The sequence below is a fragment of the Pseudomonas sp. B40(2017) genome (assembly GCF_002112855.1).
In the GTDB taxonomy this organism is placed as follows: Bacteria; Pseudomonadota; Gammaproteobacteria; order Pseudomonadales; family Pseudomonadaceae; genus Aquipseudomonas; species Aquipseudomonas pharyngis.
This window is the reverse complement of the sequence record NZ_NEIT01000006.1, coordinates 504,625-521,435: the sequence shown is the minus strand read 5'-3', so window position 1 is coordinate 521,435 and position 16,811 is coordinate 504,625. Positions and strand designations below refer to the sequence as shown.

Below are 16,811 nucleotides of genomic sequence, written 5' to 3'. Positions count from 1 at the left end.
AGCGGGCTTGCTCGCGAAAGGGCCAGTTCAGACGCTGGAAGTCTGGATCAAACCATCCCGCCCAGCTTCAACTCACTCTTCAGATACGCATAATAAATCGGCCCCGCCACCACCCCCGGCAGGCCGAACGCGGCCTCGAACACCAGCATTGCCAGCAGCAACTCCCAGGACTTGGCACTGATCTGCCCGCCGACGATGCGCGCGTTGAGAAAGTATTCGAGCTTGTGGATAAAGATCAGGTAGCCCAGCGCCGCAATCGCCACCCAGATCGACAGCGACAGGCCGACGATGGTGATCAGCGTGTTCGACATCAGGTTGCCGATCACCGGCAGCAGGCCGAGCAGGAAGGTCAGCACGATCAGGGTCTTGGTCAGCGGCAGCTTGATCCCGAACAGCGGCAGGATCACCGCGAGGAAGATCCCGGTGAAGAAGGTGTTGAGCAGGGAAATCTTGATCTGTGCGAACACGATGTTGCGAAACGCCTGAACCAGCAGGTGCAGACGGTCGAACAGGGCGGCCGCCAGCGGCTTGCGCTTGGTGACGTCCGGCACCCGCTGCAGGGCGATGATCGCGCCCAGCACCATGCCGATCAGCAGCGTCACGAACATGTGCGCCGCGTCCTTGCCCACTAGTTGCAGCTCCGACAAATGCTTGCTCGCCCATTCACCGATGGCCACCCGGAACTCGGCGGCACTGGCCGGCAGGTAGCTATCGATAAACGGCGGCAGTTGCCCGCGGGCGCGGTCAACCACACCCATGAATTTGTCGAGGGAAGCGCCAGGGTTTTCCGCTTCATGCAACAGGAAACTGATGGCCCCGGCAAATATCAGCGCCAGCACACTCACCACCAGCGTGCCGAGCAGCGCCACCGCCAGCCAGCGCGCACGCCGGCCTTCGATCAACCGTTGCAGTTGCGGGGTGAGCATGTTGACCAGTTCGAACACCAGCAACCCGGCCAGCAGGCTGGGCAGCAAACGCAATGGCAACACCAGCAACAGACCGCCGAAAATGATGATGCAACTGACCCAGAACACAACATGACGCTCAGAAAACGTTGGCATACAGCCTCAAAACGAACGGCGTAAAAGGATTGGCAGTCTGCCAGCGATCCTTGGGGAGCACTAGGGATATGCGGTGTTTGGGGTTTGGTGTCTGACTTGCGGCCCAGCCCTCACCCTAGCCCTCCCGAAACGTCGGACCGCCCGGAGAGGGAACTGATTGCGGGATGCTCGGGTGATCTGGCGACCTGAAAGCTCTGTATCGAATCCATAATCGACCGGATGTTTCAGGTCGAAGAATGTCTGGAAACAACGCGGTCAGTCCCCTCTCCCTCTGGGAGAGGGTTAGGGTGAGGGCCTGGATCCCAAGCCGGACACATCTGCCAGTCACCACTCAAACCCGCTTTATTTTTTCTTCAGACAATCACTCATGAACGTCTTGCGCGCATCCCCCGTCAGCGCCTTGGTGGCCGCATCGGCATTGCAGGTTTTCATTTTCTGTTGCTGCGGGGTCAGGGCCTTGGCGTCGTTGGCCGCCGGGGCTGCCTTGAGGCAGGTGCTCATGAAGGCTTTGCGCTCGTCGCCCTTGAGGCTCTTGGCCGTGGCGTCGGCGTTGCAGGTGGTCATCTTGTTCTGTTGCGCCGTGGCGGCGAAACCCTGGGAGCACAGCAGCAGACCGATCATCAACAAAGGGACACGCAACATCTTCATGGAGTTTTCTCCTTGGCGCCGCCTCGATGGAGGCGGCCTCTGCTGGAGTGTAGTCAAAGCTTGTTACACCTTCCTAGCCTCAAGATGGCTGCGCCGATACTGCTCCGGGGTACATCCGGCCTGCCGGGCAAACATGGCGATGAAGGCCGAACCGCTGCTGTAGCCGAGATCGAAGGCGATTTCCTGCACACTGCGCGCCGACTCCAGCGCCTCGATGGCCGCAAGATAGCGCAGCCGCTGACGCCACTCGCCAAAACTCATTCCCAGCTCCCGCACGAACTGCCGGGCCAGGGTGCGCTCGCTGACATGCACCTGCGCCGCCCAGTGCGCCAGCGGCTGGTTGTTGCCGGGCTCGGCCTGCAGGGTTTCAAGGATGGTCAGCAATCCGGGGCTGCTGGCGTAGGGCAGATAGCATTGATGAACCGGCGCCTGGCGCAATTGATCCACCAACACCTGGGCCAGGCGCTGGTCGGCTTCGAACGCGGGAATCTTCACATCGCGGGCGGCGAAGTCCTTGAGGATCGCCTTGAGAATGTCGCTGATCGCAAGAGTGCAGGCCTGCGCCGGCAAATCGGAACACACATCCGGCGCCAGGCACACCGCCCGATAATTGACCGGCTGATGGCTGTAGAAACTGTGCTCGACCTGCGGCGGCACCCACACCGCGTACTGCGGTGGCGACATGAAACGGCTGCCGTCGACATCCATATGCAGTACGCCGTGGGCTGCGTACTCCAGCGTGCCCCACGGATGGCGGTGCGGCGCGGCGTATTCGTGGGCGTTGAAGTCGGCATAGCGGAAATACACTGCCGACGGCAGTTCGCTGAAATCCAGCAGATCGATGTGTTTACTGTTCATGCTGTCCGGAATCAGGGGCGGGTTGTCCGGTTCGCAGTATAGGCCTGCATCCAGACAGGGGATAATCGCCGTTCATCAACGTACTGGTTTCTCCTCCCATGCAATACGCGTTTCCACTGCTGGCGATTTTCATCTGGGCCGGCAACACCGTGATCAACAAGCTGGCCGTGGGCGCGATCTTCCCCGCCGAGATCGGCTTCTACCGCTGGCTGCTCGCCGGCCTGCTGTTTACCCCGTTCATGCTCAAGAAGGTGATCGCGCACTGGCCGCAGATTCGCCCGAACCTGGGCAAGATCTTCATCCTCGGCGTGCTCGGCATGGCGGTCTATCAGAGCCTGGCCTACTTCGCCGCGACCCTGACCAGCGCCACCAACATGGGCATCATCCTGTCCCTGATGCCGCTGATGTCGCTGGCCATGGCGATCATCAGCCTCGGCCAGCGTCTGACCGCCGGTGCGCTGGTCGGCGCGGTGCTGTCGTTCGCCGGTGTGCTGGTGGTGGTGTCGTCCGGCAGCCTCGGCGCGTTGCTGCAACACGGGGTGAACCTGGGTGACGCGATGATGCTGGTCGCCACCCTCGCCTACGCGATCTACAGCACCCTGCTGAAAAAGTGGCAGCTGCGCCTGCCGCCGCTGGTGTTGCTGTATTTGCAGGTGCTGGTGGCGGTGGTGGTGCTGTTTCCGCTGTACGCCGTGTCGCCGAAAACCGGCCTGACCCTGCAGAACATTCCGCTGGTGCTGTATGCGTGCCTGCTGGCCTCGATGCTCGCGCCACTGGCGTGGATGCAGGCCGTGCAGCGTCTGGGCCCGAGTCGGACCACGCTGTTCTTCAACCTGCTGCCGTTGATCACCGCGCTGATTGCAGCGGTGGTGCTGAAGGAACAACTGGCGATGTATCACCTGGTCGGTGGCTTGCTGACGCTGGGCGGGGTGATTCTTTCCGAGCGCTGGACCACCGTCCTCGGTCGCTCCCGCACTCCAAGCGCCGCCTAGACTCCTGCGGCTTTCAACCGCGCCGCATGCTCGACAAACAGCCGCACCGGATCCGCGCCTTTGCCGACCAGGCCCAGCGACTGGTTGACGATGTCGAAGTGATCCATCGGGTAGTCATCGCCGATGACCGTGCCCAGGTGCGAGCTGTAGCGTCCGACCATGCCGTCGCACTGCCCCGGCTCGCGCACGAAGGTTTTGGCGAACAACCGGCAACTGCGGTTGGTGCCGTCGAACAGGTTGCCACCACGATCGGTCTTGCCCGGCTGCAAGGTGCCGGACCACGAGTAGTAGCGCACGCCGTTGACCTCTTCCGGCCCGTGCCCACCCCAGGTTTGCGGCAAGCCCTGTGGATAACGCTGGTTGAACAGCGCCACGCCTTCGGTGGTCAGCGAGTTGTGCGAGGCGTGGATATCCACCGGTAGTTTCGGCCCGTGATAGCCGGTTTCCAGCAGCGCCATCAGCCAGCCGACAAAGCGTAACAGCGCCTCAAGAATGCGCCCCTTGGCGCTGTCCGCCGGATAGTGTTTCGCCAGGTAGTCGGCCAGTTCCGAACCGTGATTGGGCCCGGCCACCGACGTCACCGAGGCCACCAGGTCCGGACGCTTGGCCGCCGCATAACGCGCCGTCAGCGACCCCTGGCTATGGCCGAAGAGATTGACCTTGGCCGCACCGGTCTCGCGCAGGATTTCATCGATGCGCGCCAGCAACTGCTCGCCGCGCACTTCGGTGGAGTTGAGCGGCGACACCTGCACCGCAATCACTGTCGCACCACTCCGGCGCAACGCTTTGATGATCCCGTACCAGTACGGGTACAGCACGAGACGGATGAAACCGAGCATTCCCGGCACCAGCACCAGTGGATAACGTGTGGCCGAATCTTGCGACATGGGCAAACATCCTTGTGGTCGGTGAGTGGATGCAAGGCGTGCAAAGCGCCCGCCAAGCATCCTCCTCGATGATGACAACTCCACGACCAGCCTACTTCAGCCCCACCACCCCCGCCACAATCAGCCCCACCGACAGTAACTTCACCAGCGTCAGGCTCTCGCCCAGCAGCGCGAAACCGAGAAACACCGTGCCGAGCGAGCCGATGGCGGTCCAGATCGGGTAGGCAATGCTCACCGGCAACTCGCGCATCGCCAGGGTCAGGAAGTACACCCCGCCCACCGCCGCAACCACGGTGATCAGCGACGGCCAGAGTCGGGTGAAACCCTCGGCGTACTTCATGCCCATGGCGAAGGTGACCTCGAACCCGGCCGCGATCAGCAGAAACAGCCAGGCCACCTAGAACTCCCGGGCCAGGTCAAGCAAGCGCTGCTCGGCCTCGGCCACCGACACCGCGAAGGTACGCTCGGCGGATTCCTCGCCCTCGGCGGCGACCACCGTGACATCGTTGATGCCGATGAAGCCCAGCGCGGTGCGCAGCCATGGATCGGCGTGGTTAAGCGCCTCCAGCTCGCCACCCGGGCCGAAACCGAAACCGCCGCGACTGGTGACGATCAGCGCCTTCTTGCCGTGCAACAGCGGCGTGTACTGGGCGATGCCGTTGTCGAGGGTGTGATCAAACGTCAGGCCCAACCGGACGATCTGATCGACCCAGGCCTTGAGGCCGCTGGGCACGTTGAAGTTGTACATCGGCGTGGAAATCAGCAGCAGGTCGTGATCGAACAGCTCGCCCACCAGTTGATCGCTGAGCGCCAGATCGGCTTGCATCGTCAGCGGTCGAGCCTCGGGCTCCGGGTAAAACGCCGCCGCGACAAACGCCTCATTAACCGCCGGAATCACCGCCCGCCCGACTTCACGGCGGGTGACCTGAGCCTGTGGATGGCGGACTTGCCAGGCGCTGAGAAAGCTTTCTGCCAGACGCCGCGAATGAGAACGTTCACCGCGTGGGCTGGCATGGATTGCAAGAATCTTGCTCATCTGAATCTCCTTGAGGTCTAGACTTGAGTGACTGTGTGGCGCCAGATTGCAGGCATCACATCACCGCCTCAAATGAGCAAAAATCAGTCGGGATGAATTGATCTCATCCGTGGAGTTTTCATGTTCGCAGCCTTGCCCCTGACCGCCCTGCGCGCGTTCGAATCCGCCTCACGCCTGTTGAGTTTCAAGGCGGCCGCCGAAGAACTGGCGGTGACGCCCACGGCGATTTCCCATCAGATCCGCTCGCTGGAGGACTGGCTCGGCGTGGCGCTGTTCGAACGCCTGCCGCGTCAGGTGCGCCTGACCGAGGGCGGCGAGCGGCTGTTTCGCAGCCTGCACGGCGCATTTCTGGAAGTGGCGCAAAGCGTCGACACCCTGCGCCCGCAACGCAGCGGCAGCAGCTTGACGCTGTCGACCACCGCCGCGTTTGCTGCGCTATGGCTGGTGCCGCGCCTGGGGCGGTTTTACGCCAGGCACCCGAACATCAATGTGCGCCTGGATACGCATTGCGAAGTCATCGACCTGCATCAGGACGCCAGCGTCGATCTGGTGCTGCGCTACAGCCTCGACGATTACCCGAACCTCTACGGGTTGTGCCTGTTCGATGAATCGTTCGGCGTGTACGGCTCGCCGGAACAGGTGGCGCTGGCCGCCCGCCGCACCCCGGCGCTGATCAGCGTGCATTGGCACAATTCGAAGCTCTACGCCCACGGCTGGGAGGCCTGGTGCGCGCAGTCGGGCGAGAACTGGCTGAATCAGCACCCGGCCGTCCGCGAATACGACGAAGAGCATTACGCCCTGCAAGCGGCCATTGCCGGACAGGGGCTGGTGCTGGCGAGCAACATTCTGGTGTCGCAGAGCGTCGCCAGCGGTCTGCTGGTGCCGTACAAGGGCGAGGTCCAGGTCGATGGCGCCGGATACAGCGCACTTTGCGTACCGGGCCGCGAGCGGCACCCGCCGGTGAAGGCGTTTTTTGCCTGGCTGCGCGAGGAGGCATTGCTTTCGGGACATGCCCCGCGCTGAATCCGACAAAACTTTTTGCCGCGTTCATCACTCACAACCAGGTAACGATCACGTCAGCAGAACGTGACGCCAATCGGATTAGCCTCCAGGAGACTGAAATGAGTGATCTGCATTTGTCTGATGTTCAAACCCTGCGCGAGCGCGCACGACTGCATGTGGAAAATGGCGCGGTGACCGAAAGCTACAGCGCCAACCGTGAAGAAGTGCTGCGCCTGCTCAACGAGTCGCTGGCCACTGAACTGGTCTGCGTCTTGCGCTACAAGCGCCACTACTTCATGGCTAACGGCCTGAAAGCCAACGTCGCCGCCAACGAGTTCCTCGAGCACGCCACTCAGGAAGCCGAACACGCCGACCGTCTCGCCGAGCGCATCGTGCAACTGGGCGGCGAGCCGGAGTTCAACCCGGACTTGCTGTCGAAGATGTCCCACGCGCAATACGTGGCCGGCAACACCTTGAAGGAAATGGTCTACGAGGACCTGGTGGCCGAGCGGATCGCCATCGACAGCTACCGCGAGATCATCCAGTACATCGGTGAAAAGGATCCGACCACCCGCCGGATCTTCGAAGACATCCTGGCTCAGGAAGAAGAGCATGCCGATGACATGGCCGATATCCTGAAAGACCTGTAATTCTGCCGAAAATCGCCTTCGCGAGCAGGCTCGCTCCCACAATGGAAATGCATTCCAAATGTGGGAGCGAGCCTGCTCGCGAAGAGGCCCTGTCAATCACCGATCATTTTGTAGGTTTCACTGTGACGGGTGCCTTGCCCGCCTTCATCTGCTCCAGCAACGGCGCGCACTGATTCGGCTCGCCACCGCTCGGCGCCACCAGCGCCAACAGCCCCGCCGCCGGCGCGGCGATCACGCCCAACGCCACCATCCCCGCCCCGCGCAACATCAACGGCACCGCTTTCACCCCGGCATCCGGCTTGATGAACTTGCCGCGTACATACAACGGCGAGCGCAGGGAAATCAGGCGCCAGCCCTTGGATTCCGGCGTCACCGTCAGATCCAGTTGCTCGGTGGCCATGTTCGCCGTGCCGTCGATGTAGATGATCGCGTTCTCGGTATCGAACACAAACAGCCGCGTACTGGCCAGGCCGGTCTTGATGTCGAAGTCCGCCGCCGCGCAGTTGATCTTTACTTCCTTGTCGCCAAAGATCTTGCCGACCACGTAGTTGCCGACGTTCAGGCCTGCCAGCTCCATCAACTCGCGACTGATCGCGCCGTCGTTGATCAGCATCTTCAGGTTGCCATTGGCGCCGCCCAGCAGCTTCGCCACTGAGTTGCCGCGACCGGCGATGTCGGCATCGCCGTTAAGCTCGCCGAAACTGGTCTTCATCGGTTCGAAGGTCGGGAACAGCTGTTTGAGCTTGAACTTGCGCGCGGTCAATTTGGCCCGGCCTTCCAGTGGCTCGGTACGACCGTTGAGGCGAATCTGCGCGTCGAGATTGCCGCCGGCCACACCGAAGCGCAGTGGCTCCAGACTCAGTTCGCCGTCGTTGAGTTTCAGGTGGGTATAGAGATCGGTGAAAGGCAGTTCTTCACTGTGGACGATGCGTTTGCCGGTGAATTCGACGTCGGCGTCCATGTCGCGCCAGCGCTCGGTCTTGAATTCTTCCACCGGCAACACCTTGTCCGCCGGCTGCTTGCTTTCGCCGCCACGGGCCTTCTGCTTGGCATTGGAGTCGGCACCGATCAGCGGCGCGAGGTCGGCAAACAACAGTTGATTGGACAGCAGCGCGCCACTCAGCTTCGGCCGTGGCTGGCTGGCGACGTAAGCCAGATCGCCATGGATGTCGCTGCTGCCGATCTTGCCGTTGAACTGTTCGTAGCGGAACTGCGCGCCGCCCGGCTCATGCAGCTTGGCGATCAAATGGCCGTCGGTGGCATAAGGCGGGGTGTCCGGTAGGGTCACGCCGGTCAGCGGATACAGATTGCCGAGGCTGGCGCCCGCCAGTTTCAGGCGCAGGTCGAGGGCGCCGAGATTCAGCGGATCGGTCAGGGTGCCGGCGAGTTCGATGCTGGTATCGCCGATCTTCGCCTGGGCCTGCAACGGGAACGGTTTGCTCGCATCCTGCAGGGCCAGCAGACCACCGATCTTGCCCTGGCCGGCGAGTTTCTGGCCGTGGTACTGGCCGGTGACTTTCAGGCCGAAGGCGTAATCCTGAGGTGCGCCGCCCTTGTCCTGCGCGGTTTTCGCGGCTTTGTCGCCGACGATGTCGCTGAACGGAATCGGCTTGCCCAGCGGATCGATCAGCAAGTCGAGGTTGGTCCTGAGGGTCTGGTCATCCAGGGTGACGTGGCCCTTGTCGAAACCGATGGCGCCGATGTCGACCACCCAGTTCGAGGGCTCGGCGTTCGGGTCCTTGGGATCGAACTTGAAGGTCCAGTTGGCGCGACCGTCGGCCAGGCGCTGCAATTGTGCGTTCGGCTCAGTCAGGTCGATCCGCGGGATCGTCACCCGTTGCGCCAGCAAGGCCAGTGGCGAGATGCGCAGCTCGACCCGTTTGAGGGTGACCATCTGCGGCTGTTTCGACCAGTCCGGATTGCCCAGCGTCAGGTCTTCGGCCACCACATGCGGCCACGGCATCCAGGCGCGCCAGCCGCCCTCGTCGAGTTCACGCCGCCAGACCACCGACAGGTTGCCGTTGATGGCGAACGGTCGGTGCAATTCTTCCGAGACTTTGGCATTGAGCGGCGGCTTGATCCGGTTCCAGTCGAAAAACACGATGACCAACACCAGCACCGCCAGAAGCAGCACAAGGGTGGCGAAGGTCCAGGCGAAGATTTTACGGGTGCGCGTCATGCACAAAGCTCCTGAAGACGACTGCATCCATTGGCACGACGCAGCTGAAACGGCAGGCCATGATGGCCCTCATGAAATCTGTGACTGACAAACAGCCCGCAGGTTTAATCCAAAGCCCCGTCGAGGGGAAAAACGGTCGCCATTCTGACCGATCGGTCGATTTGGCGTTACCGGCCCCGCACATTTGCGGGGCGCAAGTGGGTGGAAAATACCCACCGCAGTGCAAAACCGCCCGCCTGAAACGCCCGAGCTAGAGCCTCCCAATGGAACAATCAATTCTGTTGATTATTACCATTGTGTTTATGAACTTTTATATCGACTTATCGAGAGTAGCATTAGCTTCGTACCCACTTTATCGCCCTCCCAAGGAGCAACCCATCATGAAACGCCAACTTCTGTTCAGTCTTACCCTCTCGATGCTGGCCAGCACCGCTTTCGCTCTGCCAGCTGCTGATCAAGCAACGCCGCAAGTCAAAACCAGCCACTCGGTGTTCAGCCAGACCGTTGCTGCTGATGGCTCCGACCGCACTCCACAAGGCCAGACCCTGGCTGAAAACGGTCGTAACCGTCTGGAAGAAAAAGGCCTGGTTCAAGATGGCTATGACAAAACCCCACAAGGTCAAACCGTAGCTGAAGGCGGCCGTGATCGTCTGGAAGAGAAAGGTCTGGTTCAAGACGGTTCGGATCGCACTCCACAAGGTCAAACCCTGGCTTCTGACGGCGGCGACCGTACCCCACAAGGCCAGACCCTGGCATCGGACGGTGGTGATCGCACCCCACAAGGTCAAACTCTGGCCGAAGGCGGTGGTGACCGTGTGATCGAACGCAACAGCGCTTTGAGCTAAGCCCATGGCGGCCTGGAAAAAAAGCCCAATCCCCGGATTGGGCTTTTGACTTTTCAGCAGCCTGTATAAAGAAGTCGCGATTTCCCGCCTCCATCTCCCCTGCCGTTCGACGCCGACAAAGCCGATTTGCTAGAGTGCGGCGCTTGTCTTGCCTAAGAACACACCCTTGCGATGCTGCCCCGCGCCGAACAGAAACAACAGACCCGCAACGCCCTGATGGACGCTGCCCGCCACCTGATGGAAAGCGGCCGAGGATTCGGCAGCCTGAGCCTGCGTGAAGTGACGAAAACCGCCGGCATCGTGCCAACCGGTTTCTACCGCCATTTCGCCGACATGGACGAACTCGGCCTGGTGCTGGTCAGTGAAGTCGGCCAGACCTTCCGCGAAACCATCCGCCTGGTGCGCCACAACGAATTTGTCATGGGCGGCATCATCGATGCGTCGGTGCGGATCTTCCTCGACGTGGTCAGCGCCAACCGTTCGCAATTCCTGTTTCTGGCCCGCGAGCAGTACGGCGGATCGTTGCCGGTGCGTCAGGCCATCGGCCGCTTGCGTGAAGACATCAGCTCCGACCTGGCGGCGGACCTGGCCCTGATGCCCAAGCTTCAGCACCTCAATCGCGATGGCCTGAGCGTGATGGCCGACCTGATCGTCAAATCGGTGTTCGCCACCCTGCCGGACATCATCGACCCGCCGGCCGAAGCTCTGCCGGAGCATCTGACGCCACAGGCGAAGATCACCCAGCAGTTGCGCTTTATCTTTATCGGGCTGAAGCACTGGCAAGGGCTCGGCAGTACCGAATAGTTCTCCTCCAGATCCCCCAACCCCCACGCAAGCTCATATTTGGTGCATGTAAAAAACTTCATGCACCAAAACACCTCACAATCCTGCAACATCTTGAAACATCCACTACGCTCCGACAGGGTTTTCCTACATCTCGTCCGATTGGCAAGCCCCTTGCTCTAGCCTGAGCATTGTCCACTGCTGGAAGCTTTCCGATGCTGGTGATTCACCGCAGAATCGACCCCCAACCCGTCTGGGCCGCCGAGTTGCACCTGACCTTCGAAGCCCGGAGCAAAAGCCGCCTGCGCTGTTTCAGTGCCGAAGGCGAGGACGTCGGACTGTTTCTGGAGCGCGGTCAGCCGCCGCTGTATGACGGTGAGTGCCTGCAAGCCGAAGATGGCCGGATCGTCCGGGTCTGCGCCCGCCCCGAACAATTGCTGCACGTCACCTGCGCCAATGCTTTCGAACTGACCCGCGCCGCCTATCACCTGGGCAATCGCCATGTGGCGCTGCAAGTCGGTGACGGCTGGCTGCGGCTGCTCGACGATTACGTGCTCAAGGCGATGCTTGAACAACTGGGCGCGCAGGTCGAATCGATCGAAGCACCCTTTCAGCCCGAGCACGGCGCCTACGGTGGCGGCCATCATCATTCGCGGCACGGTGACGAAGACTTCAACTACGCGCCGAAACTCCATCAGTTCGGCGTCCGTCTGTGAACCCGGCCTGGGCGCTGCTGCGCCTGGCCAGTCCGCAATTGCCGATTGGCGGCTACAGCTATTCCCAGGGCCTGGAAATGGCGGTGGATAACGGCCGCGTCGACAGCCCGGACAGCGCCCGCCGCTGGATCAGCGATCAATTGCTGCTCAACCTCGCGCGGTTCGAGGCGCCGATGCTGCTCGCCCATTGCCAAGCTGCGGCGGATGAAAACTGGGATGAATTGCGCAAGCTCTGCGAAAGCCACCGCGCCAGCCGCGAAACCCGCGAACTGCATCTGGAGAGCCGGCAGATGGGCTATTCGTTGCAGCAATTGCTCAACGGCTTGCCCGAGCTCGATCAGGCCGCGCGGGACTTCCTTGAACACTGCGCCGAACCGCATCTTGCTCTGTGCTGGGCACTGGCCGCGCGCGCCTGGCAGATCAGCCCGCAGGACGCCCTCGCTGCGTGGCTGTGGAGCTGGCTGGAAAACCAGCTCGCGGTGCTGATGAAAACCCTGCCGCTGGGCCAGCAAGCCGCCCAGCGCCTGACCAGCGAACTGCTGCCGCTGCTGCAACAGGCCCAGCAGGACGCCACCCGAATCAATCCCGAACACCTCGGCAGCGCCGCGTTCGGTCTGTCCCTGGCGTGCATGGCCCATGAGCGCCAGTACAGCCGCCTGTTCCGTTCCTAGGGCCTTTTATCTGGAGAAGCACATGAACACACAACCCCTGCGCGTCGGCATCGGCGGCCCGGTCGGTTCCGGCAAGACCGCGTTGACCCTGGCCCTGTGCCTGGCCCTGCGCGAGCGCTACAACCTGGCTGTAGTCACGAACGACATCTATACCCGCGAAGACGCCGACTTTCTGGTGCGCAACGAAGCCCTGGCGCCGGAACGCATCATCGGCGTGGAAACCGGCGGCTGCCCGCACACGGCGATCCGCGAGGACGCCTCGATCAACCTCGAAGCGGTGGATCAACTGAACCGACGTTTTCCGGGGCTGGACCTGATTCTGGTGGAGTCCGGCGGCGACAACCTTTCCGCAACCTTCAGCCCGGAACTGTCCGACCTGACCATCTACGTGATCGACGTTTCCGCCGGCGACAAGCTGCCGCGCAAGGGCGGGCCCGGCATTTGCAAATCCGACCTGCTGGTGATCAACAAGATCGACCTTGCGCCGCTGGTCGGCGCCTCGCTGGAGATGATGAACAGCGACACCCAACGCATGCGCAACGGCAAGCCGTTCGTGTTCAGCAACCAGAAAACCGGTCAGGGCCTGGAAGACATCATCGCCTTCATCGAACGCCAGGGCCTGCTGACTGCAGCCTGATTCACTGCTCAACAAGGAAGCTTATCCATGACACTCAAACGTATTCTCGGCGCCGTCGCGCTGCTGCTGACCCCGGCCCTGGCCTTCGCCCACCCTGGCCACGGCGACTCTGGTCTGGTGGCCGGCATCAGCCACCCGATCGGCGGTCTCGACCATTTGCTGGCAATGCTGGCCGTCGGCCTGTGGGCCGCGCAGCAGCAAGGCGCCGCACGCTGGGCGCTGCCATGCACCTTTGTCGGCACCATGCTGATCGGTGGCCTGCTCGGCTTTGAAGGGCTGGAATTGCCGGCGCTGGAAAGCGGGATTGCCGCCTCGGTGCTGGCGCTGGGTCTGGCGGTGGCGCTGGCGGTGCGTCCGCCACTGATGATGGCGGTGGCGGCGACGGCGCTGTTTGCGCTGTTCCACGGCGTGGCTCACGGCCTCGAGTTGCCGGACATGTCGAGCCCTTGGGCGTATGCCGCCGGTTTCGTGGTCGCAACGGCTGCATTGCATGCGGCAGGTTATGCCGTCGTGCGTTTTCTGCCTCAGGCGGCCGCGCCAATGGTTCGACTGGCCGGTGCCGCTTCGGCGGTGACGGGCGCGTGGTTGTTGGCCGGTTGAACTCTATCGCCTGATCAGGCCTCTTCGCGAGCAAGCCCGCTCCCACAGTTGTTCTGTGTTGTTCACAAGTATTGTGTTCGGCGTGACCATCGTGGGAGCGGGCTTGGTCCGGGCGGCGCTCCGACGAAAGCGGCCTGACAGACACCGCGTCTCTAAGGCCGGTCTCTCTGCTACCATGTCGCGCAATCGCCCCTGCCGTGACGACGTCCGCCCATGCCCCACGCTTCCCGCTCCACCTCCCTGCCTGAACTGACCGCCCTGTTCGGCGAAGTGCAACAGCACTTTCTGAACGTGATCGTGCCCCTCTGGCAAGGACCGGGCTGGAACGCCGACATGGCGTTGCCTTACGAGGCGCTGGACGCCGCGCATCAGCCGCTGCCACCGCAGCGCTATCGGGCCATGGCCTGCGCTCGGCAGCTGTACCTGTTTTCCAGCCTGATCGGGGTTGTGGATAACGCCGAAATCCGCGCGGCTGCACTGTTCCGTTCCCTGCAACGGCACTTCCACGATGCCGAGCACGGCGGCTGGTTCTACAGCATCGATCCGCAGGGCAAACCGCTGGATCAGCGCAAAGATCTCTACACCCATGCCTTTATCCTGTTTGCTTGCGCGCATTACTGGGAAAAATCCCGCGAGCCCTTGGTGGAATCGACGCTCAACGCTGCGCTGGAAGTGATCGGCCGGCGCTTCGCAACGGGCGACGGTCTCTACGAAGCCTGCCTTGATCGCGACTGGATCACGCTGGAAACCGGCCCGCTGCAAAATCCGCTGATGCACCTGGCCGAAGCCTTCCTGGCCACCTTGGCGGTGCGCGAAGATCCGCAGACCCAGCAGGCGCTGAGCGAGTTATGCACAGCCATGCACAAGCGCTTCATCGAACCGCAACAGGGCGTGTTGATGGAAAAGCCGCTGGGGGCTGTGGATAACTGGTTTGAACCGGGGCATCAGTTCGAATGGTATTTCCTGCTCGAATCCTCACCGCTGCTACGCGGCTCGAAGCTGCACGCGGCACTGGATCGTGCGTTTGCCTTCACCGAACAACAGGGCGTCGAGGCCGACACCGGTGCGGTGCTGGCCATGCTTGATCCGCAAGGAAACGGAAAGGATTCGACCCAACGCATCTGGGCCCAGGCCGAGTACCTGCGCGCCCTGACCTTGCGCCCGAACAGCGAGAGCGCGGTGCGGCACCAGTTGCAGGCGTTGCAACAGCGCTTTCTGCATGCCGGCGGCTGGCACGAGTGCCGTGACGATCAGGGCCAGGTCAGCCGCAAGGACATGCCGTCGACCACGCCGTATCATTTGGCAACCTGCTATCGCGGCATCGCCGACTATTTGAGCTGACGTCGTGGCGAGCCCGCGCGCCCGCACAAGTCAAGCAATCCACTTCCTGTCGCCAGTGAAGCTGATGGTCAGCCAGCGCGCCGCGTCCGGTTTGCCCAGCTTCGCGGAAATCTCTTCACGCAGCACATCCAACTGCCCGACGCTCTGCAGCCGGTAGTCCGCTGGCAACACCACATGAATCTCGATGAACCGCGCCCGCCCGTGCTTCTGCACGTAGGACACGTAGTCGTCGAAACCATGCTCGACCTTGGCCGCGTCCATCACTTGGCGCACCTGATCGTCCAGCGTGTCCGGCGCAATGCCGAGCACGTCCCGCAGCGCCGGGCCGAGGATCTTGAAGGCCGGCGGCAGCATGGTCAGGGCCAGCACGATCAGGATCAGCGGGTCGACAAATTTCGCCCACTCGCCATAGCCCTGGGACTGGAGCAACAGCGCCGCGAGGAAACTGATCAGCAGGCCCACCGACAGCATCGCGTCCACCAGCCAACTGATGTTGTCGAACTGGATCAGGCTCGACTTGAGCGTGCGATTGCGGTGGCGCACATAGAAGAAGTAGGCGAACTCGACAACGGTGAACACCGCCGCGTAGATGATCACCAGGCCCAGTTCGATTTCACGTCCGCCATTGATGATGCCGAACACACCGTTGAGAAACGCGTAAATGGCGATCAGCAGCAGGAAACTGCCCTCGATCAGCAGCACCATCGGCTCCAGGTGCCAGAAACCGAACTGGAAACGCTGGTTGCTTTGCTTGGCGATCAACTTCGCGGTGATCAGCATCAGGACTTTGATGAAGGTGGCGATCAGCGAAAAAAAGCCATCGAACAGGATGGACTGGGAACCCGAAACAAAACCGGTGACGATTCCGGCGACCGACACGGCCAACATTAGAAGGGTCGATTGTTTGAGCAGCGACTGCTCACCTCGGTTACTCACTTTGACTCCTCGAAAAACCTTGAAAACCGCAGGGTGCGGTGGGGTTGTTGAGGAGTGAGTCTACCTTACTGCCAGAATTTGGCCGATTTGCCCTCTTCGCCAACAGATTGGCGAAGAGGGCAACACCGTATCAGGCCTTGTTACGCTCGATGGCAAAACCCGCCCAGGTCTGACTCACCGGCATCAGTTCCAGGCTGTTGATGTTGATGTGCGCTGGCGCGTTCAGCACCCAGAAGATGGTCTCGGCGATGTCCTGCGGCTGGATCGGCTCGGCACCGGCGTAGGTGGCGTCGTAACGCGCCTGATCGCCGGCGAAACGCACCAGCGAGAACTCGCTCTCGCACAGGCCCGGCTCGATGTTACTGACGCGCACGCCAGTGCCGTGCAGGTCGCAGCGCAGGTTCAGCGAGAACTGTTTGACGAAGGCCTTGGTCGCGCCGTAAACGTGGCTACCCGGGTACGGGTAGTTACCGGCGATGGAACCGAGGTTGATGATGCCGGCCCCACGACCGTGGGCGATCAGCCGAGGCAGCAACAGGCGAGTGCTGTACATCAGACCTTTGACGTTGGTGTCGACCATGGTGTCCCAATCGTCGAGGTCGCACTTCGGTGCAGGGTCCACGCCCAGCGCCAGGCCGGCGTTGTTGATCAGGCCGCGCAGCTTGGCGAACGATGGCGGCAGGTTGGCAATCGCCTCCTCCATCGCCTTGCGATCACGCACGTCTAGCACCAGGCCATGTACTTCGGTTTGTTTCGACAGCTCGGCGCACAGCGCATTGAGGCGTTCTTCACGACGACCGGTCAGCACCAGTTTCCAGCCGGCCTCGGCAAAACGACGGGCACAGGCTTCACCAAAACCGGAGGTCGCGCCGGTGATAAACAGGGTGTTGGACATCGTGTTCTCCTTGCTTCGGCCGCCCGGGCAGCCATTGGAATAGAAAATCAGCGGGCAGCATGCCCGGCCCCGCT

The 16,811-nt window shown here is 62.0% G+C and carries 19 protein-coding genes; 10 read left to right on the top strand and 9 right to left on the bottom strand.

Features of this window, described 5'->3' with window-relative positions; genetic code table 11:
• Window positions 1–47: 47 nt before the first annotated feature.
• The 3 genes from CAF76_RS19410 to CAF76_RS19400 form a co-directional block, all read right to left on the bottom strand.
• Window positions 48–1,061: an AI-2E family transporter gene (locus CAF76_RS19410; RefSeq protein WP_064593159.1), complete on the bottom strand. Its 1,014-nt coding sequence runs from the start codon at window positions 1,059–1,061 to the stop codon at window positions 48–50.
• 342 nt (window positions 1,062–1,403) lie between these two features.
• Window positions 1,404–1,709, bottom strand: a complete 306-nt coding sequence (locus CAF76_RS19405) for a PsiF family protein (protein WP_011332224.1) — start codon at window positions 1,707–1,709, stop codon at window positions 1,404–1,406.
• Between the two features lie 63 nt (window positions 1,710–1,772).
• Window positions 1,773–2,567 carry a helix-turn-helix transcriptional regulator gene (locus tag CAF76_RS19400; protein ID WP_039766731.1) on the bottom strand — a complete coding sequence of 265 codons (795 nt, stop codon included), beginning with the start codon at window positions 2,565–2,567 and terminating at the stop codon, window positions 1,773–1,775.
• A gap of 98 nt (window positions 2,568–2,665) precedes the next feature.
• Between CAF76_RS19400 and CAF76_RS19395 the strand changes: the two genes are divergently transcribed.
• Window positions 2,666–3,559 (top strand): DMT family transporter, encoded by an 894-nt coding sequence (locus CAF76_RS19395; RefSeq protein WP_074689659.1) that lies wholly within the window; start codon window positions 2,666–2,668, stop codon window positions 3,557–3,559.
• Here the strand turns inward: CAF76_RS19395 and CAF76_RS19390 are convergent.
• The 3 genes from CAF76_RS19390 to CAF76_RS19380 form a co-directional block, all read right to left on the bottom strand.
• Window positions 3,556–4,446: a triacylglycerol lipase gene (locus tag CAF76_RS19390; protein WP_064593152.1), complete on the bottom strand. Its 891-nt coding sequence runs from the start codon at window positions 4,444–4,446 to the stop codon at window positions 3,556–3,558. The genes CAF76_RS19395 and CAF76_RS19390 overlap by 4 nt on opposite strands.
• 91 nt (window positions 4,447–4,537) lie before the next feature.
• Complete coding sequence (locus CAF76_RS19385; protein WP_011332220.1) at window positions 4,538–4,843, bottom strand: multidrug efflux SMR transporter; 306 nt, start codon at window positions 4,841–4,843, stop codon at window positions 4,538–4,540.
• Window positions 4,844–5,482, bottom strand: coding sequence for an FMN-dependent NADH-azoreductase (locus tag CAF76_RS19380; protein WP_064593151.1), 639 nt, complete (start codon window positions 5,480–5,482; stop codon window positions 4,844–4,846).
• A 120-nt stretch (window positions 5,483–5,602) separates the two neighbouring features.
• On the opposite strand from CAF76_RS19380, the gene CAF76_RS19375 reads away from it, so the two are divergent.
• Entirely contained in the window at window positions 5,603–6,505 is a 903-nt protein-coding gene (locus CAF76_RS19375) for a LysR substrate-binding domain-containing protein (RefSeq protein ID WP_074689655.1), read from the top strand.
• Window positions 6,506–6,603: 98 nt separating this feature from the next.
• Complete coding sequence (locus CAF76_RS19370; protein WP_064593148.1) at window positions 6,604–7,134, top strand: bacterioferritin; 531 nt, start codon at window positions 6,604–6,606, stop codon at window positions 7,132–7,134.
• 103 nt (window positions 7,135–7,237) lie between these two features.
• On the opposite strand, the gene CAF76_RS19365 is transcribed toward CAF76_RS19370, so the two are convergent.
• Complete coding sequence (locus CAF76_RS19365; protein ID WP_085648088.1) at window positions 7,238–9,313, bottom strand: AsmA family protein; 2,076 nt, start codon at window positions 9,311–9,313, stop codon at window positions 7,238–7,240.
• A gap of 380 nt (window positions 9,314–9,693) precedes the next feature.
• Between CAF76_RS19365 and CAF76_RS19360 the strand changes: the two genes are divergently transcribed.
• The 7 genes from CAF76_RS19360 (at window position 9,694) to CAF76_RS19330 (ending at window position 14,906) form a co-directional block, all read left to right on the top strand.
• Window positions 9,694–10,158, top strand: a complete 465-nt coding sequence (locus CAF76_RS19360) for a hypothetical protein (RefSeq protein WP_064379127.1) — start codon at window positions 9,694–9,696, stop codon at window positions 10,156–10,158.
• Between the two features lie 171 nt (window positions 10,159–10,329).
• Window positions 10,330–10,962 (top strand): TetR family transcriptional regulator, encoded by a 633-nt coding sequence (locus CAF76_RS19355; protein WP_039766718.1) that lies wholly within the window; start codon window positions 10,330–10,332, stop codon window positions 10,960–10,962.
• Between the two features lie 194 nt (window positions 10,963–11,156).
• Window positions 11,157–11,657, top strand: a complete 501-nt coding sequence (gene ureE / locus CAF76_RS19350; protein ID WP_011332214.1) for an urease accessory protein UreE — start codon at window positions 11,157–11,159, stop codon at window positions 11,655–11,657.
• Window positions 11,654–12,328, top strand: a complete 675-nt coding sequence (locus CAF76_RS19345; protein WP_085648087.1) for an urease accessory protein UreF — start codon at window positions 11,654–11,656, stop codon at window positions 12,326–12,328. Before ureE ends, CAF76_RS19345 begins: the two co-directional genes overlap by 4 nt.
• Before the next feature lie 22 nt (window positions 12,329–12,350).
• Window positions 12,351–12,965: an urease accessory protein UreG gene (gene ureG, locus CAF76_RS19340; protein WP_007950645.1), complete on the top strand. Its 615-nt coding sequence runs from the start codon at window positions 12,351–12,353 to the stop codon at window positions 12,963–12,965.
• A 27-nt stretch (window positions 12,966–12,992) separates the two neighbouring features.
• Window positions 12,993–13,565 (top strand): HupE/UreJ family protein, encoded by a 573-nt coding sequence (locus tag CAF76_RS19335; protein WP_085648086.1) that lies wholly within the window; start codon window positions 12,993–12,995, stop codon window positions 13,563–13,565.
• A gap of 213 nt (window positions 13,566–13,778) precedes the next feature.
• Complete coding sequence (locus CAF76_RS19330; RefSeq protein ID WP_085648085.1) at window positions 13,779–14,906, top strand: AGE family epimerase/isomerase; 1,128 nt, start codon at window positions 13,779–13,781, stop codon at window positions 14,904–14,906.
• Between the two features lie 30 nt (window positions 14,907–14,936).
• Here CAF76_RS19330 and CAF76_RS19325 read toward each other — a convergent pair whose 3' ends face one another.
• Together CAF76_RS19325 and CAF76_RS19320 are read right to left on the bottom strand one after the other, a co-directional pair.
• A complete protein-coding gene (locus CAF76_RS19325) occupies window positions 14,937–15,842 on the bottom strand; it encodes a cation diffusion facilitator family transporter (RefSeq protein WP_064593138.1) in 906 nt (301 codons plus the stop codon).
• 130 nt (window positions 15,843–15,972) lie between these two features.
• Window positions 15,973–16,737 (bottom strand): SDR family oxidoreductase, encoded by a 765-nt coding sequence (locus tag CAF76_RS19320; RefSeq protein WP_085648084.1) that lies wholly within the window; start codon window positions 16,735–16,737, stop codon window positions 15,973–15,975.
• Window positions 16,738–16,811: the final 74 nt, after the last annotated feature.

Coding starts and splice junctions, on each gene's coding strand:
- CAF76_RS19410 (WP_064593159.1), bottom strand. CDS start 1,061: ATGCCAACGTTTTCTGAGCGTCATGTTGTGTTCTGGGTCAGTTGCATC.
- CAF76_RS19405 (WP_011332224.1), bottom strand. CDS start 1,709: ATGAAGATGTTGCGTGTCCCTTTGTTGATGATCGGTCTGCTGCTGTGC.
- CAF76_RS19400 (WP_039766731.1), bottom strand. CDS start 2,567: ATGAACAGTAAACACATCGATCTGCTGGATTTCAGCGAACTGCCGTCG.
- CAF76_RS19395 (WP_074689659.1), top strand. CDS start 2,666: ATGCAATACGCGTTTCCACTGCTGGCGATTTTCATCTGGGCCGGCAAC.
- CAF76_RS19390 (WP_064593152.1), bottom strand. CDS start 4,446: ATGTCGCAAGATTCGGCCACACGTTATCCACTGGTGCTGGTGCCGGGA.
- CAF76_RS19380 (WP_064593151.1), bottom strand. CDS start 5,482: ATGAGCAAGATTCTTGCAATCCATGCCAGCCCACGCGGTGAACGTTCT.
- CAF76_RS19375 (WP_074689655.1), top strand. CDS start 5,603: ATGTTCGCAGCCTTGCCCCTGACCGCCCTGCGCGCGTTCGAATCCGCC.
- CAF76_RS19370 (WP_064593148.1), top strand. CDS start 6,604: ATGAGTGATCTGCATTTGTCTGATGTTCAAACCCTGCGCGAGCGCGCA.
- CAF76_RS19365 (WP_085648088.1), bottom strand. CDS start 9,313: ATGACGCGCACCCGTAAAATCTTCGCCTGGACCTTCGCCACCCTTGTG.
- CAF76_RS19360 (WP_064379127.1), top strand. CDS start 9,694: ATGAAACGCCAACTTCTGTTCAGTCTTACCCTCTCGATGCTGGCCAGC.
- CAF76_RS19355 (WP_039766718.1), top strand. CDS start 10,330: ATGCTGCCCCGCGCCGAACAGAAACAACAGACCCGCAACGCCCTGATG.
- ureE (WP_011332214.1), top strand. CDS start 11,157: ATGCTGGTGATTCACCGCAGAATCGACCCCCAACCCGTCTGGGCCGCC.
- ureG (WP_007950645.1), top strand. CDS start 12,351: ATGAACACACAACCCCTGCGCGTCGGCATCGGCGGCCCGGTCGGTTCC.
- CAF76_RS19335 (WP_085648086.1), top strand. CDS start 12,993: ATGACACTCAAACGTATTCTCGGCGCCGTCGCGCTGCTGCTGACCCCG.
- CAF76_RS19330 (WP_085648085.1), top strand. CDS start 13,779: ATGCCCCACGCTTCCCGCTCCACCTCCCTGCCTGAACTGACCGCCCTG.
- CAF76_RS19320 (WP_085648084.1), bottom strand. CDS start 16,737: ATGTCCAACACCCTGTTTATCACCGGCGCGACCTCCGGTTTTGGTGAA.